Here is a 22,254-nt window from a genome sequence, read left to right as displayed (position 1 = left end):
ACGGCCGCTCGGCCGCTCGGCGGCCCGCCGCACCAGGGAGCCGGCGAGAGCGCGCGGGAGCGACGTCGGCGTATCGGTGTGATCGCCACGCCGCCGGCGGTGGACGGCTTCTTCGTCGCCGCCGCAGTCGAGGCGCGGACCGGCCTCCCCGTCCCCTCCGCCTGGCGTCGCCCGCCGATCCGCGACCGTTCCCACAGCCGGCGGCTCGGCGAGTCGGTAGCTCGGCGAGTCGGTGGTTCGGCGGGCAGGGGCGGGGCGAGGCGGGCTGTCCGGGATGCGGCGGCCGGGCGACTCGGCTCCCGGCAGTCCCGCGAGCCGGCGACCCTGCGGCAGGGCGATCCGGCGGCCCGGCGCCCGGCCGTCGCGGCTCACCGTCGGGGCCCGTGCTCGGTGGTCCGGCGGTTGCGTGCCGCGGCGTTCGGCTGCGGGTCCTCCCCTCGTGCGGACCGGTGACCAACGGTGCGGACGGGGGTGTCATGCCGTGACGGCGTCTGTCGCCGGCCGGGGCCGGGACCGGGCCCGGAGGGGGCTGCCGCGCCGGATCGAACAGAAGGTGTCGGCCCGACCACGCCAGGACAGTGATCCCGATCACAACGGCGAGGCAGCCGAGAAGGAGGCTCCCGCCGGACCAGCAGCCTTGTTAGCCTTGGCCATAGCCCGGTCGCTGGTGCATCCCCCGTCGCCAGCGGCCGGGTCTTTTGTCGCCCCGCCCCGGGCCCGCCCCTCCGGACACGCCCCTTTGGGCCCCTCTTTCCGGGCCCGCAGCGTCCTGACCGTCCGGCGGGCAGGTCACTCGACCGGGCCGCCCGCCACCGCCATCCAGTGCGCGATCCGACGCAGTGTGGCCTCGTCGACGTGGTCGACCAGGGTGCGGACGGCGGCCACGTCCTCCTCCGCGAGGTCGTAGAGGCCGGCCTTGCTCAGGCCCGCCATGATCACCTGGTGCCGGCGGTCCTCCATGCGTTCCACGTGCCGGGCATGCCCCGCGCCCGGCGCCACCCCCGCCGAAGCCGAAGGAACCGTCGAGGCCGACGGGGCCGACGGATCCGTCGAGGCCGACGAGGCCGACGGGGCCGACGGGGCCGACGGGGCCGGGTCGAACCGTGCCCACTCCCCGTTCTCCCCCGGGCCCCACAGCTCGACGGCCGCCTCCTCGCCGCGGGCGCGCCCGACCTGGGTCATCTCGCCGATCGCGTACAGCACCGGGGTGCGGTCGGGGGACTCGGCGGCCGGGTGCCAGGACGCCGAGGACGCGTTGTGGAACATGGCCACCCAGCGGGGCGGCCCCGGCGGCTGCGGACTGCGGGGAGGACGGGTCGAACGGGTCTCCATGGCGCTCACCCTTCCGTGACGGCACGCACTGCGGTGCACGGCAGCGCAGTGCACCGCGCTGCACGGTAGGGGGACCATATCTGACGGGCCGTCAGCTCACCAGACGCGCGACCCGCAGTCCCGCGGTCCCGCAGACCCGCAGACCCGCAGACCCGCAGACCCGCAGACCCGCAACCCATCAGTCCCGCAGCCGTTCACTCACCGGACGCAGGGCGGGGGCGTCGCGCCGGCCGCGCCCTCGTCGGTGAGCGTCGCCTCCCGGCGGTCGTTGCAGCGCGGGAGCGGGGCGTCGCCGACGGCCGGATGCCTCTGGTGTGCCTGGAGGGCTGCGCTGACCAGTGTCATGAGCAGGTCGATGTCCGTCTCGCACTCCAGGCGGACGGTCACCCAGTGGGAGCCAGGCTGCAGCCGGATCGCGGTGGAGTGTCTCAGGTCGCTCTCGAACCGGCGGATCGCGCGGGCCGTGAGATGCAGATCGACGCTGCGGGCGGAGTGGAAGTGCACGATCTCCGCCCCGGCCGAGCGCAGCGCCCGGCCGGTACCGCAGCTGGGCCGGTCCTCCGCGAGGTCCCGCCAGTTCACCAGTCGTGCCATGGCACGCAAGGCCGCCGTCATGGCCCCATCATGCGGCGCTCACCGCCCGGCCACCAGGGGTTGCGGAAGGGTTCGCCGACCCGGGCGGTCAAGGATGGTTCCGGACGTTCCCAAAGGTGCCGAGGCGAGCACGCTCAGTTGTTCCAGGACTCGTCATAAGGGTCCCGCGGGGTCGGGACCGGACGGGCGTCGGTCACCTCGAGGAAGGGGATCGGGCCGCCGTTGACCGGGTCATGGACCGTCCGGGGCGTGTAGCGGCCGGTGACGGCCAGCCAGGTGTCCGGCTGGAGGACCGGCGGGATGCGGCCGGTCAGGCCGACCTTGACCGGCTGGGCGTCTGCCGCACAGCAGTTGAGGGCCATACGGACGAGGTAGGGGGTGCCGTCTCGGTCCAGGGCCACGAAGCCGGTCAGCCGGACCGTGCGGCCGGCGAGGGTGCGGCCGTGGTCGTAGACGGCGCGGCCCGCGTAGTCGACGACGCTCAGCGGCAGCGGGTCGGCCGCGGACAGCGACGGATAGGCCAGGGGCTCCTGCAGAGCCGTGCCCGTGCGGGTCGCGCTGTACGAGCCCAGGGCCGGCGGGGCGACGAGGATCAGCGCGAGAAGGGGGAGGATCAGCAGCCAGGAGACGCGGGGCTCCGGGTGCGCGTGTCCCTCGCCGTGGCGCCGGCCGGCCCTGCGGCGCTCGTACCACGCAGTCGCCAGCGCCGTGACGATCAGGACTGCGCCGGCCGCCAGCAGCAGCGGGCGCAGGCCCGCCTTGACGTACCGCAGGTACAGGTCGGTGGCGCCGGCGTGCAGCAGGGCCGCGCCGAGCAGGAACAGCACGGCCGACTGGGCCTGTCGGTTCACAGCAGCACCCATCCCGTCAGGACCGCCGACACGATGGCCAGCGCGAAGGTCGCCGGGGCGAAGCGCAGCGCGAAGCCCCGGCCGAACGTGCCCGCCTGCATCGCGAACAGCTTGAGGTCGATCATCGGGCCGACCACCAGGAAGGCGAGTCTGGCGGTGAGGGAGAACTGGGTGAGGGACGCGGCGACGAACGCGTCCGCCTCCGAGCAGATGGAGAGGACCACCGCCAGCACGGCGAGGGTCAGCACGGCGAGCGCCGGGTTGTCCGCCGCGGTGCGCAGCCAGCTCTGCGGGGCGACGGCCTTCAGGGTCGCCGCCGCCATCGCGCCCACGACCAGGAAGCCGCCCGCGTGCATCACGTCGTGCCGGACCGAGTCCCAGAAGGCGGCCCCCCTGGTCTCCCCCTCGTGCGGCGCGTGATCCGGCAGCCGCAGCCAGTCGGTGCGGCCGAGACGCTGCCACAGCCAGCCCATCGTGCACGCCGCGACCAGGCTGGCGACGAAACGGGCCAGCACCATCTCGGGGTTGCGCGGGAAGGCCACGGCCGTCGCCGTCAGCACGATCGGGTTGATCGCCGGGGCGGAGAGGAGGAAGGCGAGGGCCGCGGCCGGCGTGACGCCCCGGCGGACGAGGGCGCCGGCCACCGGGACCGAGGCGCACTCGCAGCCCGGCAGCACCGCGCCCGCCACCCCGGCGACCGGGACGGCGAGCGCCGGCCGGGACGGCAGGGCGCGGGCGAAGAAGGAGGGCGGCACGTAGACCGCGATCGCCGCCGACAGCAGCACCCCGAGGACCAGGAACGGCAGCGCCTGCACCACCACCGCCACGAACACCGTCGTCCAGCTCTGCATCACCGGAGCGGACAGCGCACGCCGGATCGGACTCTGCAGCAGCACCATGAGGAGCAGCAGCACGGTCAGGACGAGGGGAGAGGTGAGGCGTTTCGCCTCGGGGCTCTCCGGGGTGCGCTCGCCCGTGGGCGGGGCCTCTTCGACGATGGCCACGGGTCGGGCACCTCCGGGTTCCGTGTGCGCGCTGCCGCCGGTCCCGGTTCCCGGCATGTCCCGGTCGCCGGTTCGCGTCCTGCGCGTGCTGCCTGTTTCTGGCATTCCCTCCCCTTTCCTACGGATGTTCGGCACCTGGTGTTCACCGGCTCCGTGGAACCCCGCGTACCGGTGAGGCAGTCTTCTCCCTCGTGGGGAGCCTTCCGAATCAGGGTCAGCCGCCGGGGCCGGGCGCCGCGGGTGCGCACATGGTGGTGTGCGGGGACGACGGTCTGGCGCACCGGCTCGCCGCCGAGCTGCGGGGCGTCTACGAGGAACAGGTCACGCTCGTCGTGCCGCCGTCCGAGCGCACGGTGCGGCCGCCGGTCGTCGGGCGGGCCCGTGCGGTGTCGGCGGCGTTACTCGACCGGGTGGTGAGCGCGGCCGTCAACCGGGCGGCGGCCGGCGGCACACCCGTCGCACCCGGCGCACCCGTAACGCCGGGTGAACCCGCCGGCGGCCAGAGGACGTTGGAGGCCGTCGAGGCCACGGAGGCGGTGCTCGCCGAGGCGGGCGTGGAGCGGGCCGCCGCCCTGGCGCTGGTGTACGACGACGACGAGACCAACATCCGGGCCGCCCTGACCGCGCGCCGGCTGAATCCCCGACTGCGGCTCGTCCTTCGGCTCTACAACCGGCGGTTGGGTCAGCACATCGAGGAACTCCTGGACCAGGCAGCCGCGTTGGCCGCCGCGGCCGACCCGGGCTCCGGGGACGCCGGGCGCTCGGGACACCCGGGGTATGCCGGCGGCGACGCGTCGACCACCGTGCTGTCCGACGCCGACACCGCCGCTCCCGCGCTCGTCGCGACCGCCGTCGTCGGCACCGGCAAGGTCGTCCAGATGAACGGGCTGCTGCTGCGGGCCGTCGAGCGGCCGCCGTACGGTCCGGGCGAGACCGGTGAGCCGGGCCGTCCCACGCTCGCGCTGCTGTCCGCGAACGGCGGCGACCCGGCCTTCGCCGACGGTTCCGAGACCAGCGGCGACCAGGGGCCGCTGCTGCTGCCCGACGCGGCCGCGGTGCGGGAGGCGGCCGCGACCGGCAGGCGGGGGTCGGTCGTGCTGGAGCAGGTCGCCTACTCCGCGGGGCCGACGCCGCCGTCCGGGCGGGGAGTCGGGGTGCGGGCGCCCTTCGCCTCGCTGTTCTCCCGGCGGCTGCGGTGGTCGCTGGCCGGTCTGGTCGGCTGTGTGTTCGCGCTGGCGGTGGCCCTGTGGCTGGTGACCGGGATCCATCCGCTGGGCGCGCTGTACCTCACGCTGCTGGACCTGTTCGCCGTCAACGACCCGGCGATCGGGGCCTCCACCGCACGACAGGTCCTCCAGCTGCTGTCCGGGCTGATGGGGTTGCTGCTGCTGCCGGTGCTGCTGGCGGCGGTGCTGGAGGCGCTAGGGACCTTCCGCGGCGCGGGGTCGCTGCGCCGGCCGCCCAGGGGACTGGGCGGGCATGTCGTGCTGCTCGGCCTCGGGAAGATCGGCACCCGGGTGCTCGTCCGACTGCGGGAGCTGAACATCCCGGTGGTGTGCGTCGAGGCCGGACCCGAGGCGCGGGGGCTCGCGGTGGCGCGGCGGCTGCGGGTGCCGGTGGTGCTGGGGGACGTCACGCAGGAGGGCGTGCTGGAGGCCGCGAAGATCCACCGGGCGCACGCGCTGCTCGCGGTCACCAGCTCCGACACCACGAACCTGGAGGCCGCGTTGTACGCGCGGTCGCTGCGGCCCGACCTGCGGGTGGTGCTGCGGCTGTACGACGACGACTTCGCGACCGCCGTGTACCGCACCCTGCGGGCCGCCCATCCGCAGGCGCTGACCCGCAGCCGGAGCGTGTCGCACCTCGCCGCGCCGTCGTTCGCGGGGGCCATGATGGGGCGGCAGATCCTGGGGGCGATCCCGGTGGAACGGCGGGTGCTGCTGTTCGCCGCGCTGGACGTGGCCGGGCACGCGCAGCTGGAGGGCAGGACCGTCGGGGAGGCGTTCCGGGCGGGGTACTGGCGGGTGCTGGCCCTGGACGCCGGGTCCCGTGGGGCGGGTGGGCAGCGCGGGGCGGGTGAGGCGGGAGTGGCCGCGGCGTCGGGGCTGGTGTGGGATCTGCCGGACACGTATGTGCTGCGGGGGACGGATCGGGTGGTGCTGGCGGCGACTCGGCGGGGGCTGGCGGAATTGGTGCGGCGCAGGCGGCGAGGGGGGTCGGCGGGGTAGGCCCCCGCCCCCCTCGGGCGCCCCCGGTCGTGCGACGGGGGCCCTCGGAGCCGGCCCCGCGGCCCCCGCTGCCCCCCGCGCCCCCGCCGCGCGGAGGGCGCCGGCTTCGCCGGCGGGGTTTCGCCCCCGCCGCCCCTTCCGGTCCCGTCCCGCCCCGCCCCGTCCCGTCCTCGGGGGCTCCGCCGCCGGGCCCCCGCTCCTCGAACGCCGGAGGGGCTGCGTTGCACCGCCCGCCCAGGGGGTGCCGTCAGCCCAGGTGTTTTTCTGCGAACTGCAGTTCCAGGCGTACCTGTTTGATGCGCTCGTCCACCACCAGGGAGCCGTGGCCGGCGTCGTAGCGGTATACCTCGTGCACCGCTCCGCGGGCCTTCAGGCGCTCGACGTAGTTGTCGATCTGGCGGATGGGGCAGCGAGGGTCGTTCACTCCGGCCGAGATGTAGACGGGAGCCCGCACCTTGTCGACGTACGTCAGCGGGGACGAGGCCTCGAAGCGCTCCGGGACCTCCTCCGGGGTGCCGCCCAGCAGCGTGCGGTCCATCGCCTTCAGGGCCTCCATCTCGTCGTGGTAGGCCGTGACGTAGTCGGCGACGGGGACGGCCGCGATGCCCAGGGTCCACGCGTCGGGCTGGACGCCGAGACCGAGCAGGGTGAGGTAGCCGCCCCAGGACCCGCCGGTGAGGATCAGCCGGGAGGGGTCGGACAGGCCCGAGCCCACCGCCCACTCGCGCACCGCGTCGATGTCCTCCAGCTCGATCAGGCCCACCCGGTGCTTGAGGGCGTCCGTCCAGGCCCGGCCGTATCCCGTGGAGCCGCGGTAGTTGATGCGGACGACCGCGTAGCCGTGGTCCACCCAGGCGGCCGGCGCGGCCGCGAAGGCGTCGCTGTCGTGCCAGGTCGGGCCGCCGTGGATGTCGAAGACGGTGGGCAGCGGGCCGTCGGCTCCCGCGGGCTTCTGCACCAGCGCGTGGATGCGGCCGCCGGGGCCCTCCACCCACACGTCCGTCACCGGGACCGAGCCCGGGGACTTCGTCCCGGGCGGGTCGAGCACCACGCCTCCGGCGGTGGAGCGCACCGCCGGCGGCTGCGCGGCCGACGACCACAGGTACTCCACGCTGCCGTCCGGCCGGGCGGTCGCCCCGGAGACGGTGCCGGGCGGGGTCGGGATCCGCTCCAGCCGCGCGCTCGCCAGGTCGTAGCGGAACAGCTCGCTGCGCGCCTCGAAGCTGTGCGCGACGAGCAGGCCCGAGCCGTCGGGATACCACTCGGCGCTGACGTCGCCCGGCAGGTCCAGGGCCAGATCCGTCTCCGACCCGGTGGCCACGTCCCAGACCAGGGGCTCCCAGCGGCCGCGGCGCTGGTGGCCGATCAGCAGCCGGGTGTCGCCGTCGACGGGCGCGAAGCCCAGCACCTCGAGGCCCAGCTCCTCGGTCCCGCCCCGGGTGTCGTCCAGCTCGGCGACCGCGGTGCCGTCCGGACGCAGGACGCGCAGCGCCGAGTGCATCGCGTCGCCGTGCTCGGTGTGCTCGACGGCGATCAGCGAGCCGTCGTGGGAGAGGTCCCCGACGCCCGCCGACTCGCGGTGGCGGTACAGCTCGAAGGGGGGCTCGCCGACCCGTGCCACATGGATCGTGGTGCCCTCCTCGTCCGTGGAGCGGCCGACGATCGCCGTGCGGCCGTCACGGCCGAGGGCCAGGCCTGCCGGGTAGGAGGCGTCCAGGCCCGGCGCGGCCAGTTCGTCCTCGCCGCCCTCGAAGCGCTGACGGCGCCAGACGCCGAACTCGTCGCCGTCCTTGTCGTCGAACCACCAGATCCAGGCGCCGTCCGGGGAGAGCACGCCGTCCGTCGTGCCGTTGGCCCGGTCGGTCACCTGTCGCTGCTCGCCCGTGGCGCGGTCCCAGGCGTACAGCTCGTAGGTCCCGGTCGCGTTCGACACGAAAAGGGCGTGGTCGGGGGCGTCCTCGGCCCAGTCGGGCAGGGAGACGCGCGCGGCGCGGAACCGCTGCTCCCAGTCCGGCGTCTCCTCGTACGGCTCGGGTGCGTCGGACCCGTTGCTCTCAGTCATGGCCCCATATTGCCCGTCCGCGCAGGCAATGAGACGCCACCCTCGTCACCCTGTGCAGGACTTCCCACCGACTTCCCACCTGGTTCGCACGCTCGGGGCTCATCTCACCCCCGCCCGGCGGGGGCCCGCGTCCGCCCCGTACCGTGGACGACGTGTACCGGTTCCTGCTGACGCCCCGCTGGTGGGGGATCAACGTCTTCGTGCTGCTGGCCATCCCCTTCTGCCTGTTCATGGGATCGTGGCAGCTGAGCCGGTTCGAGTCGCGGGTGGACGGCCATCGCGAGGCGAAGGCGCAGGCAGCCTCGGCCCGCACGGAAGCGGCGCGTCCGCTGGCCGAGCTGCTTCCCGTCGACCAGGAGACCTCCGGCAGGCAGGTCACCGCACGCGGACGCTACGGCGACCAGCTGCTCGTGCCGGGCCGGGAGCTGGACGGCAGGAACGGCTTCTACGTGCTGACCCTGCTGCGCACCGACGCCGGCAAGGCGCTGCCCGTGGTGCGCGGCTGGCTGCCCGGCGCCGCCGACGCCGCGAAGGCCCCGGCCGCGCCCTCCGGTGAGGTCACCGTCACCGGCGCGCTGCAGGCCTCCGAGCAGCCCGGGGACAACGGGGTGAGCGCCCGGGGCGGCCTGCCGGCCGGGCAGACCGCCGCGATCAGCGCCGCGTCCCTGGTCAACCTGGTGCCGTACGACCTGTACGACGCCTGGATCACCCTCGCCCGGGCCGACGCGCCGATGACGACGGTGCCGGTGAGCGCGGCCCCGAACAGCGGGCTCGACCTGAAGGCGTTCCAGAACCTGGGCTATACCGGCGAGTGGTTCGTCTTCGCCGGGTTCGTGGTGTTCATGTGGTTCCGGCTGCTGCGCCGCGAGGTGGAGTCCGCCCGGGACGCGGCCCTCGGGATCGTCCCCGAGGAGGTCGCCGTGCCGGCGGTTCAGGACGAGGCGAGCACGCCCGTCCGGTAGATCGTCCCGGCGCAGGCGTTCGGCACCGTCGCCTTGAGCGTCGGCGCACCGGCTCCGGTCGTGTAGGCCACGACGACGCTGCCTTCGGCGGTGCCGGCCGTGCCGTCCTCGGTGAACAGCTGGGCCGCGGTGCCGGAGGTCGTCTCGCCGGTGGTGCCGGCCGGGGGGTTGGGGTCGGACGGGGTCGGCGACGGGGACGCCGTGCCGCCGCTGTCGCCGCCGGAGCCGCCCGTGGTGGGGCAGGTCTCGGAGGGCGCCCAGGCGAACTTCACCTCGTAGGCGGAGCCGGGTGCGAGGGTGAGCTGCGGAACGTACAGGGAGGGGTCGGGCAGACCGGCCGCCGCGTCCCCGGAGGCGTGCTCCACCACGGTGATCTTGGCGGCGTCGGCCGCGCCCTGGACGTCGAAGGACAGGGCGACGGCGCCGCGGACGCTGCAGCCGGCGGCGGAGGAGTTCTGCACCCGGAAGGCGCCGTACACGATGCCCGCCGCGTCGGGGCCGGCGACGGCGGGTGCGCCGCCCTCGAGCTGGTCGGGCGTGCAGGGGGGCGCGGTCGCCGGGGCCGAGGAGGCGGGCCCGGCGCCGCTGGAGGCGGCGCCGCCCGCGGACTCCTTGCCCTGGCCGGAGTCGGTGGCGCCGCCCTTGCCCTGTTCACCGGTGCCGCCGGAGGAGTCGCCGACCTTGCCCGAGGAGCCGCCGTCGGGGTTCTTGCCCTGATCCGCGCCCCCCTGCGCCTGTGAGGCCTGGCCGGCGATCGAAGGGTTGGCGTCGGAGCCGCCCGCGTTGGAGACGTGGAGCACGGCGGGAACGGCGGTGCCGAGGAAGAGGGCCGCGGCCGCCATGCCGACGGCCGCCTGCCGCTTGCGGGCCCGGCGGACGGGGACGGCTCGCCGCAGGTGGTCCAGGGCGCCGTCGCGCGGCTCCATCTCCTGGACGACGTCGTGGAGCATCCGGCGCAGTGCCAGCTCGTCCGAGTCGAGCCCTTCGGGGCCCTGGTCGTCGAGGCGGTGGTTCACGGTTGAGTTCCCAGCGTGCGATGGCTTCGGCTCGTGTGTGCGCGGCGAGGTCGTCGGCTGCCGCCGCGCGAGGGGCTCGTCGCGCTCGTGACCGTCGTGGCCCCCGTGGGAGCCACGCTCTTCGGCTTCCCCGCTCACGCCGGCTCCTCCATGGCTATGCGCAGGGCGGCGATGCCGCGCGATCCGTACGCCTTGACCGAGCCGAGGGATATGCCGAGGGTCTCGGCGACCTGCGCCTCCGTCATGTCCGCGAAGTAGCGCAGCACGAGCACCTCGCGCTGACGGCGCTGCAGGCCCTTCATCGCCTTGATCAGCGAGTCGCGCTCGAGCTGGTCGTAGGCGCCCTCCTCCGCGCTGGCCATGTCCGGCATCGGCTTGGACAGCAGCTTCAGGCCGAGGATGCGGCGGCGCAGCGCGGAGCGGGAGAGGTTGACGACCGTCTGGCGCAGGTAGGCGAGGGTCTTCTCGGGTTCGCGGACGCGTTTGCGTGCGGAGTGGACGCGGATGAAGGCCTCCTGGACGACGTCCTCGCAGGAGGCGGTGTCGTCGAGGAGGAGGGCTGCGAGACCGAGCAGCGAGCGGTAGTGCGCCCGGTAGGTCTCGGTGAGGTGGTCGACGGTGGTGCCGACGGCCGCCGCGCCTTCGACCTCTTCCACGCCGTCGCGCTGACCGGGGACGCGGGTGGGCCGCGCTGCGGGCATGGGCGCGATCACCGGCAGGCCGCCGGCCGTGCCGGACGCACGCGGGCGGAGGACGCCGAGCGGCGGCCCGAGGGCCGCGCCGCGGGGCGCGCATGAAAGTTCGAGTACCTCTGCCACGCCAGTTGGACGCACGTCCCCCCCGAGGGGTTGTACGCGTCCGGCGTCACGTTTGCGTCGACCAAGGTCACGCGTACCCGTCTCATGTGTCCCGCTCTTCCCCTGTGTCCCATAGGAACGGGCGTCCCCACGCCCGGACCACCACGTCACCGTGCGCTGCCCCCACGCCCGGGACGCCTGTGATCGTTCACACCTCTGCGCACCCCTGAGGGTGACGGCAAAGACGCTCCCCGCCCTGCGCACGGTTGCGGAGAGCGGGGAGAAAATCTTCGGATGCCCAAGGTGTCCGATACAAGTGGTTCGGACCGTCGACCGGCTCACATTGTTGAAAGATCCTACAATTGCGCGCGGCTCCGTGCGGCACCGCGTCCCCGGCCGGCTCCGGCCCCGGGGCCGCTCCCCGGCACAGCTGCCCGAGGCCGCCGTCTCAGGACAGCTCGGCCGCGAGCAGCTCGGCGATCTGGGCGGTGTTCAGCGCGGCCCCCTTGCGCAGATTGTCCCCGCACACGAACAGCTCCAGCGCCGTCGGGTCGTCGAGGGCCCGCCGCACCCGGCCCACCCAGGTGGGGTCGGTGCCGACCACGTCGGCGGGGGTGGGGAACTCGCCCGCCGCCGGGTTGTCGAAGAGGACGACGCCGGGCGCCGTCGCGATGATCTCGCGGGCGCCCTCGACGGTGACCGTGTCCTGGAAGCGGGCGTGGACGGTGACGGAGTGCCCGGTGACGACCGGGACGCGGACGCAGGTCACGGCCACCGGCAGCTTGGGCAGGCCGAGGATCTTGCGGGTCTCGTCCCGCACCTTCATCTCCTCCGAGGACCAGCCGTCCGCGCGCAGCGACCCCGCCCACGGGACGACGTTCAGCGCCACCGGGTCGGGGAACGGCCCGGTGCGGTCGCCGACGGCCCGCCGCACGTCGCCGGGGTGGGTCCCCAGCTCGGTGCCGGCGACCATGGCGATCTGCTGCCGCAGCGTCTCCACCCCGGCCCGGCCCGCCCCGCTGACCGCCTGGTAGGAGGACACCACCAGCTCGCGCAGCCCGTACTCGGCGTGCAGCGCGCCCAGCGCGACGATCATCGACAGGGTGGTGCAGTTGGGGTTGGCGACGATCCCGCGCGGCCGGACCCGCACCGCGTGCGCGTTCACCTCGGGCACCACCAGCGGCACCTCGGGGTCCATCCGGAAGGCGCCGGAGTTGTCCACCACGACCGCGCCCCGGGCGGCGGCGACGGGCGCCCACTGCGCCGCGACCTCGTCGGGCACGTCGAACATCGCGACGTCGACCCCGTCGAAGACCTCCTCCGACAGGGCCAGCACCTCGACCTCCTCGCCGCGCACGGCCAGCTTGCGGCCGGCCGAGCGCGGCGAGGCGACGAGTCTGATCTCACCCCAGACGTCGGCCCGCTGGGACAGGATCCGCAGCATGACCGTGCCGACCGCACCGGTCGCCCCCACGACCGCGAGCGTCGGTCGGCGCGTTGCCGAGATCAACGCCCGGTGCCCCCGTAGACGACGGCCTCGTCGCTGTCGGAGTCGAGCCCGAAGGCGCTGTGCACGGCGCGCACGGCCTCGTTGACGTCGTCGGCGCGGGTCACGACCGAGATGCGGATCTCGGACGTCGAGATGAGCTCGATGTTGACGCCCGCGTCGGCCAGCGCCTTGAAGAAGTCGGCCGTGACGCCCGGGTTGGTCTTCATCCCCGCGCCGACCAGGGAGATCTTGCCGATCTGGTCGTCGTAGCGCAGCGAGTCGAAGCCGATGCCGGACTTGTTCTTCTCCAGGGCGTCGATGGCCTTGCGGCCCTCGGCCTTGGGAAGAGTGAACGAGATGTCCGTCAGGCCGGTGGAGGCCGCGGACACGTTCTGCACGATCATGTCGATGTTGATCTCGGCGTCGGAGATCGTCCGGAAGATCGCGGCGGCCTCGCCCGGCTTGTCCGGCACGCCGACGACCGTGACCTTGGCCTCGGAGGTGTCGTGCGCGACACCGGAGATGATGGCCTGCTCCACCGGCTTGTCCCCTTGCTCGATCGGCTCACTGCTGACCCACGTGCCCTCGTGTCCGCTGAAGGACGACCGGACGTGGATCGGGATGTTGTAGCGGCGGGCGTACTCCACACAGCGGTGGAGGAGCACCTTGGAGCCGGACGCCGCGAGCTCCAGCATGTCCTCGAACGCGATCCAGTCGATCTTCCGCGCCTTCTTCACCACGCGCGGGTCGGCGGTGAACACGCCGTCCACGTCGGTGTAGATCTCGCAGACCTCGGCGTCGAGCGCGGCGGCGAGGGCGACGGCCGTGGTGTCGGACCCGCCGCGCCCGAGCGTGGTGATGTCCTTCTTGTCCTGGCTGACGCCCTGGAACCCGGCGACGATCGCGATGTTGCCCTCGTCCAGCGCGGTCCGGATACGGCCCGGCGTGACGTCGATGATCCGGGCTTTGTTGTGGACCGAGTCGGTGATGACGCCTGCCTGGCTGCCGGTGAACGACTGGGCGCTGTGTCCCAGGTTCTTGATCGCCATCGCCAGCAGGGCCATGGAGATCCGCTCTCCGGCGGTCAGCAGCATGTCGAATTCCCGGCCGCTGGGCATCGGTGACACCTGCTCGGCGAGATCGATCAGCTCGTCCGTCGTGTCGCCCATCGCGGAAACGACGACGACCACCTGGTGGCCGTTCTTCTTCGCTTCCACGATCCGCTTGGCGACGCGCTTGATGCCCTCGGCATCGGCTACGGAGGAGCCTCCGTACTTCTGCACGACAAGGCCCACGTGCGCTCCTCGCTCAGTTTGTCTCTTTCCGCACATACGCCCTTGTACTGCGGTCGGCTCAGTCTAACGAGCGCCCGAAATCCACCTCCGGGGTACCGCATGGTGAGATGCCGGCCGCGCGCTCCGGGGGTCCCTGCCCACTTACGCGCCGGTGATAGCTGTGAATTAAGTTTCAAGGACTGTGGAGCACTAGTGTGCGAACGTGCACGTACTCCTGGTGGAAGACGACGAGCCGGTCGCCGAGTCGCTCCGACGCGGACTGAAGCGGTACGGCTTCGCGGTCGACTGGGTGAGCACCGGCGCCGCCGCACTCTCCCACCCCGGCCCCTACGACGTGGTCCTGCTGGACCTCGGGCTGCCCGACACCGACGGCCTCGACGTCTGCCGGGCCCTGCGCGAGCGCGGCGGCGTGCCGATCATCGTGATCAGCGCCCGCAGCGACGAGACGGACCGGGTGGTCGGCCTGGAGCTGGGCGCCGACGACTACGTGTCCAAGCCGTTCGGGGTGCGCGAGGTCATCGCCCGGATACGCGCGGTGATGCGGCGCGTGCGGCCGCGCCCCGCCGACGCCCCGGCCGACCGCTACGGAGCGCGCCTCACGATCGACCGCAAGGCCGCCCGCGTCCACGTGGACGGCGCGGAGATCGCGCTCGCGCCGAAGGAGTACGACCTGCTCGCCTTCCTCACCGAGGAGCCGGGCGCGCTGATGTCGCGGGAACAGATCATGGAAGCGGTCTGGGACGCGAACTGGTTCGGCCCGACGAAGACGCTGGACGTGCACGTGGCGGCCCTGCGGCGGAAGTTCGCCGGGGTCGTGGCCATCGCGGCGGTGCGCGGGGTCGGCTTCCGGCTGGAGATCGTCGAGGACGCCGAGTCCGCATGAACCGTCAGCTCATCCGCAGCTACATCCTGCTGGTCGCGGTCGCCATCCTGCTGTTCACGGTGCCGGTCGCCTTCACCCTCACCAAGCAGCTGCGCGACGACACCGAGCTGTCCGTCATGCGCGAGGCCAACACGATGGCGCTGCTGCTGGGCAACGGCGACCGCATCTCGTGCACGGCGCTGACCGAGGTGGCCGACGCGTACGGCGGCAAGACGCCCGGCCAGGTCCAGGTGACCCCGACCCGCAGCTGCGCCCCGGACCTGCCGGCGCCCGCCGCGGGTTCGGCGCTGACCCGGGCCGTGCGGGAGAACAAGCCGACCACCGACTGGGGCTCGGACTTCATCTGGGGCGAGCAGCTGACGGTCACCGTGCCCGCGCAGGGTGAGGCGGCCGTTCGGATCGTCTACTCCACCTCGGACATGACCCGGCGGCTGTGGAGCATCTGGGGCTTCCGCGCCGGGCTCGCCGTCCTCGTCCTCGGCGCGGCGGCCGCGATCGGCGCGTACGCCGCCCGCCGGATCACCGCGCCGCTGCGCGCGCTCAACGCGATGGCGAGCAGGTTCAGCGACGGCGACCTCACCGCACGCTCCCCGGTGACGGGCCCGCCGGAGACCCAGACGCTGGCGCGGACCCTCAACCAGGGCGCGGAACGCCTGGACACCCTGGTCGCCTCGCAGCGCATCTTCGTCGCGGACGCCTCGCACCAGCTGCGGACCCCGCTCACGGCGCTGCGGCTGTCGCTGGACAACATCGCGGACGGGGTGGACGACGAATTCGTCCGTGAGGACGTGGAGCAGGCCACGGCGGAGGTGGTCCGTATGAGCCGGCTGGTGAACGGCCTGCTGGTGCTGGCCCGCGCCGAGGCGAAGGTGACGGCGGCGGAGCCGCTGCCGTTGCAGGACATCGTGGCCGAACGGCTGACGGTGTGGAGACCGGCCGCCGACGAGCGCGGAGTCACCATCGCGCTCGGGGGGAGTGGTGTCGACGGCCGGCCGTCTGTGCTGGCCAGCCCCGGTCATCTGGAACAGGTGCTGGACAACGTGCTCTCGAACGCCCTGGAGGTGTCGCCGGACGGCGGGCGGATCACCGTCCGGCTGGAGTCCGGGGCGGGCGAAGTGGTCATGTCCGTGGCGGACGAGGGTCCGGGCATGTCGGACGCGGAGAAGTCCCGCGCCTTCGACCGCTTCTGGCGCGGTCAGGGCCTCACCGGGCGCTCCGGCTCCGGGCTCGGCCTCGCCGTCGTCAGGCAGCTGGTGACGGACGACGGCGGCACGGTGAGCCTCGAGGACGCTCCCGGAGGCGGCCTGCGCGTGTGCTTCACGCTCCGGGCAGCGCCGCGGGCGGGGTGATCCGGGGCGGTCAGCTCTCGGGCATCGCCGACGAGTGGTGGTTGACGATCAGCCACTTGCCGCCGCGCTTCTCGTACTCGTAGGTGTAGCGGGCTTCGACGACGCTCTTCTTGCCGGTGGCGGGGTCGGTGAGCGTGAACTGGTACACGCCGCTGTCGAGGGCGGAGTCGCCGTCGAGGACGTTGACGTGCGTCTCGATCTTCTTGCCGACGGGCTTCTTCTGGAGGAAGTGCTCCATGTAGTCCACGATGCCGGCGCGGTCGGTGCGGACCTTGTTGGAGAGGGTGGGCAGCAGGACCGCGTCCTTGGCGTAGCGGTCGGCCACGACGTCCGGGTCATGGGTCTGCAGCGCGGCGTTCCAGCCGTCGAACAGGGCGGCGATCTGCTTCTTGCTGGGCTTCGAGGGCTTCTCGGGGCCGGCCGCGCTGACTCCGACCGACACCGTGGCCCCGGTGACGACGGCGGCGGCGGTGACGAGGGCGACGCGTATGCGGGTCGTGCGGGTCATCGCAACTCCTGTGCGGCTCGGTGCTGTTGGATGACTCAAGATTCGCGTCCGGCCGGTTAGGGCCCGTACAGCCGCCGTACAGGGGACGTTCAAGAACCTGCCAATTCTCGGACGGCACCCGCCCGCTCGCCACGAAGCGCTACGGTCGCCCCATGGAGGTTCTGCGCTATGTGGCGTTCAGCACCGACCCGGCCGGGGGCAACCCCGCCGGCGTGGTGCTCGACGCCACCGGCATCGACGAGAAGACCATGCTGGCGACGGCGGCCGAAGTCGGCTACTCCGAGACGGCGTTCGCCGTGCCCTCCGACGACGGCGCTCTGGCCGTCCGGTACTTCAGTCCGCTCGCCGAAGTGCCGTTCTGCGGCCACGCGACGATCGCCACGGCGGTCGCCCACGCCGAGCGGCACGGAACGGGCTCGCTGGTCCTGCACACGGGCGTCGGGACGGTTCCCGTCACCACGGCCCTGGCCGACGACGGCACCACGGTGGCGACCCTGGTGAGCGTCACCCCGCGCACGGAGCCCCTCGCCGACGACGATCTGACGGAACTGCTGGCGGCACTGCGCTGGTCCGCCGACGAGCTCGACCCGGCCCTGCCGCCCCGCGTGGCCTACGCCGGGGCCTGGCATCCGGTCATCGCCGCGGCGGACCGCGGCCGGCTGGCCGACCTCGACTACGACATGCCCGCCCTGGCCGCCCTCATGGCACGCCGGGACTGGACCACCGTCGACCTGGTCTGGCGGGAGTCCCCCACCGTCTTCCACGCCCGCAACCCGTTCCCGCCCGGCGGGGTCGTCGAGGACCCGGCCACCGGAGCGGCGGCCGCCGCCCTCGGCGGCTGTCTGCGGGAGCTCGGACTCGTCTCACCGCCGGCGACCCTGACCATCCATCAGGGCGCCGACATGGGCCGCCCGAGCACTCTCACGGTCTTCGTGCCCGGCGGACGGGACAGCGGGATCGGCGTCACGGGGACGGCCGTGCCCATCTGACGGACCCGCCCGTCCCGTAGGGCGCAGCCGCGGGCCGTACAGCACAGCCGCGGGCCGTAGAGGCCCGGCCAGAGGCCCTAGGCGCGGGGCCGCACGCCCAGCTGTTCGCCGATCTCCTCGGCCATCACGCGGCCCGCCTCGAACTCCAGGGTCTCGTCGCCCAGGGGGGACTGGTCGGTGTCGAGGCCGTCCAGCTCTTCCAGGGGCTGGTCCAGGCGGATGTGGGCGAGGACCGAGTGCAGGGCGCGCAGCGTCGCCGACGCCGTGGAGCCCCAGTTGGAGAAGTAGGAGAACTGCCACCACCACAGGGCCTCGGTGACGCGGCCCGCGCGGTAGTGGACCATGCCGTGACGCAGGTCGGCGATCACGTCGGCGAGGTCGTCGGAGATCCGGGCCGGCACGGGGGCCTTGCGGGGCTCGTAGGGGTCGAAGACCTCGGAGTAGACGTCGACCGGGTCCAGCAGGCGGGCCAGATTCTCGCGGAGCTCGTCGGCGTCCGGCTCGAAGCCCGGGTCGGGCTCGTAGCGCTCGTCGGGGACGATGTCCTCGTGGGCGCCGAGACGGCCTCCGGCCAGCAGGAGCTGGGAGACCTCCAGGAGGAGGAAGGGGACCGCCGAGCCCGGTTCGTCGCCCTTGGCCACCTCGGTGACGGCCACCAGGAAACTCTCCACCTGGTCCGCGATCTGGACCGCGAAGTCGTCCGGGTTGGGGCCGGTCGCGTGCAGCGTGGCGTCAGACATCTAGGAGTCGTCTCCCCTCGAAGGCGCGACCGAGGGTCACCTCGTCCGCGTATTCCAGGTCGCCACCCACCGGGAGGCCGCTGGCCAGGCGGGTGACCTTCAGGCCCATGGGCTTGATCATGCGGGCGAGGTACGTGGCGGTGGCCTCGCCCTCCAGGTTCGGGTCGGTGGCCAGGATCAGCTCCGTGACCGTGCCGTCGGCCAGCCGCGCGAGGAGTTCCCTTATCCGCAGGTCGTCGGGACCGACCCCCTCGATCGGGCTGATCGCGCCGCCCAGGACGTGGTACTTGCCGCGGAACTCGCGCGTGCGCTCGATCGCGACGACGTCCTTCGGCTCCTCCACGACGCAGATGCAGCTCGGGTCGCGGCGCGGGTCGCGGCAGATGCCGCACAGCTCCTCCTGCGCCACGTTGCCGCAGGTCGCACAGAAGCGGACCTTCGCCTTGACCTCCAGGAGAGCGTGCGCCAGCCGCCGTACGTCCGTCGGCTCCGCCTGCAGGATGTGGAAGGCGATCCGCTGCGCGCTCTTGGGACCGACGCCGGGCAGCCGCCCCAGCTCGTCGATGAGGTCCTGGACCACGCCTTCGTACAACGGACTGCCGTCCTTCCTGAGGTTCCTTGCGGTACGTACGGTAGTCGGCCGAGGCCGGTCCGCGTAAGGCGGACCGGCCCTAGAAAGGCAGGCCCGGAATGCCGCTGCCGCCGCCCAGGCCCTGGGCCAGCGGACCGAGCTTGTGCTGCTGCAGGGTCTGCGCGTTCTCGTTGGCCGCCTGGACGGCCGCGACGATCAGGTCGGCGAGGGTCTCGGTGTCCTCCGGGTCGACCGCCTTCGGGTCGATCTTCAGCCCGCGCAGCTCGCCCGAGCCGGTCACCGTGGCCTTCACCAGTCCGCCGCCCGCCTGCCCGTCGACCTCCGTGTTCGCCAGCTCCTCCTGGGCGCGGGCCAGGTCCTGCTGCATCTTCTGGGCCTGCTGGAGCAGCTGCTGCATGTTGGGCTGGCCACCACCGGGAATCACGATCAGCTCCTGTGTTCTACGACTGTCGGGCACACCTGCGAACGGTTTCCTGCCGCTCGGCACGAGCCTACGTGGTCTGTGCGGGTGTCGCCCCAGCACTCTTTCGAGTGAGTTGTGCGCGAGTCCTATACCTGATCAAGGCCCACTTCCAGGCGTAAAAGAGGCGAAACCTTCCTCTTCGCCACCCATTGGGAGGTAGGAAAGGTCCGGCACATCAGCATCGGCTGTCACGCACGCCGCGGGCGTCACGCAACGTGAGCGGCCGGATCGGTCGATCGGTCGGAACAGTCGGGATCGGGAGGGAGTGCGGGTGGCTCAGCAGCCGGAGATGCAGCCCGAAGGACCGCCTCAGGACGGGCGGGGCGAGGGCGGCGCGGCCGGGCTGCGGCCGGGCGACCTGACCGGACGGGCGTTCCCCCTGGGGGACTGGGGCGAGCCCGCCGAGCGGCTGGAGGAGCTGTACCGGTGGGTGGAGCGGGGGGCGCTGGAGACCGCCGCCTGGTACCTGGCCGACCGGGTGTGGAAGCGGCGGGGCGCACGGGCCCTGCGCACCGGGGCGGCCGCCGGGGCGGTGTGCGGGGCCGCGCTGCCGCTGCTGGACCTGACCCGGGTGATGGGCGGCGTCGCGCCCTGGGGGTATCTGGCGCTGCTGCTGGCGGTGGCGTGCCTGGCGGTGGACCGGTTCTTCGGGGTGACCTCGGGCTGGATGCGGGACGTGGCCACCGCGCAGGCCGTGCAGCGCAGGCTGCAGGTGCTGCAGTTCGACTGGGCCTCGGAGAGCGTCCGGGAGGTGCTGGGCCCGGCGGAGGGCACGGCGAGCGAGGCCGCGGAGCGGTGCCTGGCGGTGCTGCGCCGCTTCTCGGACGACGTCACCGACCTGGTGCGCGCGGAGACGGCCGACTGGATGGTGGAGTTCCGCGCCGGTCCCGCGCCGCTGGGCATCCAGACGGCGGTCGCCGTCGGCGGACGGGTGGACGCCGGCGGCGGCCCGGGCAGGTTCCCCTCGCCGCCGGGAGCGAACGCCCGGCCGAACATGCCCCGCCAGCGCCCGCCGGAGCCCCGCTGACATCCGCGACGGCCTGAGAGGCGGCCGCCCCGCCCGGGGCCGCCCGGCGCCGCTTCGCAGCCCCGCGTCCCTGGCCGAACTTCAGCCGCACTTCTTCTCTCAGCCGCACGTCTCTCCTGAGCCGCACGTCTCTCCTGAGCCGCGCGTGCCTTCTCAGCCGCGCGTCTCTTCTCAGCCGCTCGACGCGCCCGTGCCGCGGGTGTACGTCAGTTTCTCCCCGGTGCCGGTGTTGACCCTTTGCAGGCTGCCGTCGGGAAGGAGGGCGACCTCCGAGGCGGCGCCGGGGGTGCAGGAGGAGAGGGGTTTGCCCGCGGTGACCTTGGACGGGCCGATCCGCAGCGGGCCGTCGCCGTCGGGCCGCCCGGCGAGGACGGCGCTGAACTCGCAGTGGTAGGAGTCGCCGTCCGCGGCGAGGGCGAGCACCGTGTCCCCCACCTCGCCCTGCGAGATGGTCAGCCGGCGCTTGTTGGTGCCGGTCTCGTTCCTGATCGTGGCGGTCCAGTCACCGAGGTAGGCCGCCGGGACCTCGCCGTCCTGCGACGCGGACGGGGACGCGGAGGCGGAGGCGGACGAGGACGGGCTGTCCTGCGGCGAGGAGGAGCCCGCCGCGCGGGAGACGGAGGGGCTGGGCGACGGGCCCGCGGCGCTGTCGCCGTCGCCGTTCATGAACGCGTACACCGAGCCGCCGGCGGCGACCGCGACCACCAGGGCGACCAGGACGAGCAGGACCGTGGCGCGGCGGCTGCGGCCCGGCGGGTCCTCGGGACCGGTGGGTTCGTCCGTCCCGAAGGGAGAGTACGGCGGGGTGCCGCCGGCGTCCGCCGCGTACGGGTTGTAGGGGGCCGGCACGCCCGGCGCCGGAAGGTGGCCGTACCCGGGGGCGGGCGGTGCGGCCTGCTGCGGATGCTGCGGATGCTGCGAGGGAAAGCCGTACGCCGGGTGGGCCGGCGCGGGGCCCGCGCCGGACGGATGCGTCTGCTGCGGCACGCCGCCGGGCCCCGCGACCAGCGTGGGCCGGTGGTCCGGCGCGTGCGCGTCGCCGCGCGGCCCGGAATGCTGTGGGGCGGCCTCGAAGGGAGCGGTGGGGTTCCACCGGGCGGTGCCCGCCGAGGCGTCCGTGCCCTCCGGGTCCTCCACCTCCAGCAGCCGCACGGCGTGCCGGCCGAGCTGGGCGACCAGGGCGCCGGGCAGCCAGGGGTCGCGGGAGCGGCCGTCGGAGACGGTGTCGTCGACGCCGGTGAGCTCCAGAACGCGGTCGAGGGAGGGGCGGGCTCCCGGGTCCTTGCGCAGACAGCCGCGGACCAGGTCGGCGATGCCCTCGGGGACGCCCGCGAGGTCGGGCTCGTTCTCCGCGATGCGGAACATCAGGGCGGGCACGCCGCTGTCGGCGGAGCCGAACGGCAGGGTGCCGGTGGCGGCGTACGTGATGACCGAGCCGAGGCAGAAGACGTCGCTGGCGGGCGTGACCGGTGCACCCCGGAGCTGTTCGGGGGCCATGAAACCGGGCGAGCCGATCACCGCGCCGGTCTGCGTCAGCCGGCTGTCGCCGGTCACGCTCTCCAGCGCCCGCGCGACGCCGAAGTCGATGACGCGCGGCCCCTCGATGGTGACCATCACGTTGGACGGCTTGAGGTCGCGGTGGACGATGCCGGCGGCGTGGATGTTGGCGAGGGCGTGCGCGAGCCCGGCGGCGAGGATGCGCACCGACCGTTCGGGCAGCGGACCGTGGTCGTGGCTCACGACCTGCTGGAGGCTCGGCCCGGCGACATAGCCGGTGGCGACCCAGGGAACGGCGGCCTCGGTGTCGGCGTCGAGGACGGGCGCGGTCCAGAACCCGCCGACCCGCTGCGCGTTGCGCACCTCCTGCCGGAACCGCGCCCGGAACTCCTCACGCGCCGCGAGCTCCGGCCGGACCAGCTTCACGGCGACCGTCCGCCCGCGGTCCGAGCGGGCGAGGTACACCTGCCCCATGCCGCCCGCGCCCAGCCGCGCGAGCAGCCGGTAACCGCCGATGCGCTGCGGGTCTCCCTGGCCCAGCTTCTCCATCGCAGCGCCGCCTTTCCCGCACATGTG

Annotated in this window: 20 protein-coding genes; 6 read left to right on the top strand and 14 right to left on the bottom strand. The window is 73.5% G+C overall.

All coding sequences use genetic code 11. From position 1 onward, the window contains the following. Positions 1-789 precede the first annotated feature (789 nt). From ACN6LD_RS02260 to ACN6LD_RS02245, 4 genes are all read right to left on the bottom strand, one after another. Positions 790-1,332 carry a hypothetical protein gene (locus ACN6LD_RS02260; RefSeq protein WP_445042367.1) on the bottom strand — a complete coding sequence of 181 codons (543 nt, stop codon included), beginning with the start codon at positions 1,330-1,332 and terminating at the stop codon, positions 790-792. Positions 1,333-1,530: 198 nt separating this feature from the next. Beyond that, complete coding sequence (locus tag ACN6LD_RS02255) at positions 1,531-1,947, bottom strand: luciferase domain-containing protein (protein WP_319197706.1); 417 nt, start codon at positions 1,945-1,947, stop codon at positions 1,531-1,533. A 113-nt stretch (positions 1,948-2,060) separates the two neighbouring features. Then, the gene (locus tag ACN6LD_RS02250) at positions 2,061-2,777 is read right to left on the bottom strand and encodes a TIGR03943 family putative permease subunit (protein ID WP_445042366.1); all 717 of its coding nucleotides are present in this window, start codon (positions 2,775-2,777) and stop codon (positions 2,061-2,063) included. Continuing rightward, positions 2,774-3,781, bottom strand: a complete 1,008-nt coding sequence (locus ACN6LD_RS02245) for a permease (RefSeq protein ID WP_319197703.1) — start codon at positions 3,779-3,781, stop codon at positions 2,774-2,776. Before ACN6LD_RS02245 ends, ACN6LD_RS02250 begins: the two co-directional genes overlap by 4 nt. 248 nt (positions 3,782-4,029) lie before the next feature. On the opposite strand from ACN6LD_RS02245, the gene ACN6LD_RS02240 reads away from it, so the two are divergent. Then, on the top strand, positions 4,030-6,009 hold the full coding sequence (locus ACN6LD_RS02240) for an NAD-binding protein (RefSeq protein ID WP_319197701.1): 1,980 nt from the start codon (positions 4,030-4,032) through the stop codon (positions 6,007-6,009). Positions 6,010-6,256: 247 nt separating this feature from the next. Here ACN6LD_RS02240 and ACN6LD_RS02235 read toward each other — a convergent pair whose 3' ends face one another. Further along, positions 6,257-8,071 (bottom strand): S9 family peptidase, encoded by a 1,815-nt coding sequence (locus ACN6LD_RS02235; protein WP_319194326.1) that lies wholly within the window; start codon positions 8,069-8,071, stop codon positions 6,257-6,259. 152 nt (positions 8,072-8,223) lie between these two features. Between ACN6LD_RS02235 and ACN6LD_RS02230 the strand changes: the two genes are divergently transcribed. Next, on the top strand, positions 8,224-9,033 hold the full coding sequence (locus ACN6LD_RS02230) for an SURF1 family protein (protein ID WP_319194328.1): 810 nt from the start codon (positions 8,224-8,226) through the stop codon (positions 9,031-9,033). Here ACN6LD_RS02230 and ACN6LD_RS02225 read toward each other — a convergent pair. The 4 genes from ACN6LD_RS02225 to ACN6LD_RS02210 form a co-directional block, all read right to left on the bottom strand. Beyond that, complete coding sequence (locus ACN6LD_RS02225; RefSeq protein WP_445042365.1) at positions 9,003-10,049, bottom strand: hypothetical protein; 1,047 nt, start codon at positions 10,047-10,049, stop codon at positions 9,003-9,005. The two genes, ACN6LD_RS02230 and ACN6LD_RS02225, sit on opposite strands and share 31 nt — an antisense overlap. Before the next feature lie 134 nt (positions 10,050-10,183). Further along, on the bottom strand, positions 10,184-10,867 hold the full coding sequence (locus ACN6LD_RS02220) for a SigE family RNA polymerase sigma factor (RefSeq protein WP_415924948.1): 684 nt from the start codon (positions 10,865-10,867) through the stop codon (positions 10,184-10,186). A 427-nt stretch (positions 10,868-11,294) separates the two neighbouring features. Next, a complete protein-coding gene (locus ACN6LD_RS02215; RefSeq protein ID WP_319194351.1) occupies positions 11,295-12,353 on the bottom strand; it encodes an aspartate-semialdehyde dehydrogenase in 1,059 nt (352 codons plus the stop codon). Next, complete coding sequence (locus tag ACN6LD_RS02210) at positions 12,353-13,630, bottom strand: aspartate kinase (protein WP_266725111.1); 1,278 nt, start codon at positions 13,628-13,630, stop codon at positions 12,353-12,355. The genes ACN6LD_RS02215 and ACN6LD_RS02210 overlap by 1 nt, the downstream gene beginning before the upstream one ends. 202 nt (positions 13,631-13,832) lie before the next feature. On the opposite strand from ACN6LD_RS02210, the gene ACN6LD_RS02205 reads away from it, so the two are divergent. Beyond that, positions 13,833-14,513 (top strand): response regulator transcription factor, encoded by a 681-nt coding sequence (locus ACN6LD_RS02205; protein WP_319194335.1) that lies wholly within the window; start codon positions 13,833-13,835, stop codon positions 14,511-14,513. Beyond that, complete coding sequence (locus ACN6LD_RS02200; protein ID WP_319194337.1) at positions 14,510-15,862, top strand: sensor histidine kinase; 1,353 nt, start codon at positions 14,510-14,512, stop codon at positions 15,860-15,862. The genes ACN6LD_RS02205 and ACN6LD_RS02200 overlap by 4 nt, the downstream gene beginning before the upstream one ends. Positions 15,863-15,872: 10 nt before the next feature. Here ACN6LD_RS02200 and ACN6LD_RS02195 read toward each other — a convergent pair whose 3' ends face one another. Continuing rightward, positions 15,873-16,370 (bottom strand): SgcJ/EcaC family oxidoreductase, encoded by a 498-nt coding sequence (locus ACN6LD_RS02195; RefSeq protein WP_319194339.1) that lies wholly within the window; start codon positions 16,368-16,370, stop codon positions 15,873-15,875. A 152-nt stretch (positions 16,371-16,522) separates the two neighbouring features. Between ACN6LD_RS02195 and ACN6LD_RS02190 the strand changes: the two genes are divergently transcribed. Continuing rightward, positions 16,523-17,359: a PhzF family phenazine biosynthesis protein gene (locus tag ACN6LD_RS02190; protein WP_319194341.1), complete on the top strand. Its 837-nt coding sequence runs from the start codon at positions 16,523-16,525 to the stop codon at positions 17,357-17,359. A 77-nt stretch (positions 17,360-17,436) separates the two neighbouring features. Here ACN6LD_RS02190 and ACN6LD_RS02185 read toward each other — a convergent pair whose 3' ends face one another. The 3 genes from ACN6LD_RS02185 to ACN6LD_RS02175 form a co-directional block, all read right to left on the bottom strand. Further along, the gene (locus tag ACN6LD_RS02185; RefSeq protein ID WP_319194343.1) at positions 17,437-18,099 is read right to left on the bottom strand and encodes a DUF5063 domain-containing protein; all 663 of its coding nucleotides are present in this window, start codon (positions 18,097-18,099) and stop codon (positions 17,437-17,439) included. Continuing rightward, complete coding sequence (gene recR, locus ACN6LD_RS02180; RefSeq protein WP_057577883.1) at positions 18,092-18,691, bottom strand: recombination mediator RecR; 600 nt, start codon at positions 18,689-18,691, stop codon at positions 18,092-18,094. Before recR ends, ACN6LD_RS02185 begins: the two co-directional genes overlap by 8 nt. 79 nt (positions 18,692-18,770) lie before the next feature. Beyond that, positions 18,771-19,115 carry a YbaB/EbfC family nucleoid-associated protein gene (locus tag ACN6LD_RS02175; protein ID WP_319170935.1) on the bottom strand — a complete coding sequence of 115 codons (345 nt, stop codon included), beginning with the start codon at positions 19,113-19,115 and terminating at the stop codon, positions 18,771-18,773. A gap of 328 nt (positions 19,116-19,443) precedes the next feature. Here ACN6LD_RS02175 and ACN6LD_RS02170 point away from each other — a divergent pair, with 328 nt between their 5' ends. Beyond that, entirely contained in the window at positions 19,444-20,181 is a 738-nt protein-coding gene (locus ACN6LD_RS02170; RefSeq protein ID WP_445042474.1) for an SLATT domain-containing protein, read from the top strand. A 171-nt stretch (positions 20,182-20,352) separates the two neighbouring features. On the opposite strand, the gene ACN6LD_RS02165 is transcribed toward ACN6LD_RS02170, so the two are convergent. After that, positions 20,353-22,227, bottom strand: a complete 1,875-nt coding sequence (locus tag ACN6LD_RS02165) for a protein kinase domain-containing protein (protein WP_445042364.1) — start codon at positions 22,225-22,227, stop codon at positions 20,353-20,355. Positions 22,228-22,254: the final 27 nt, after the last annotated feature.

The sequence above is a fragment of the Streptomyces sp. SAS_272 genome (genome assembly GCF_052543235.1).
The sequence above is the reverse complement of the archived record's forward strand: the minus strand, read 5'-3'. Positions and strand labels throughout refer to the sequence as shown.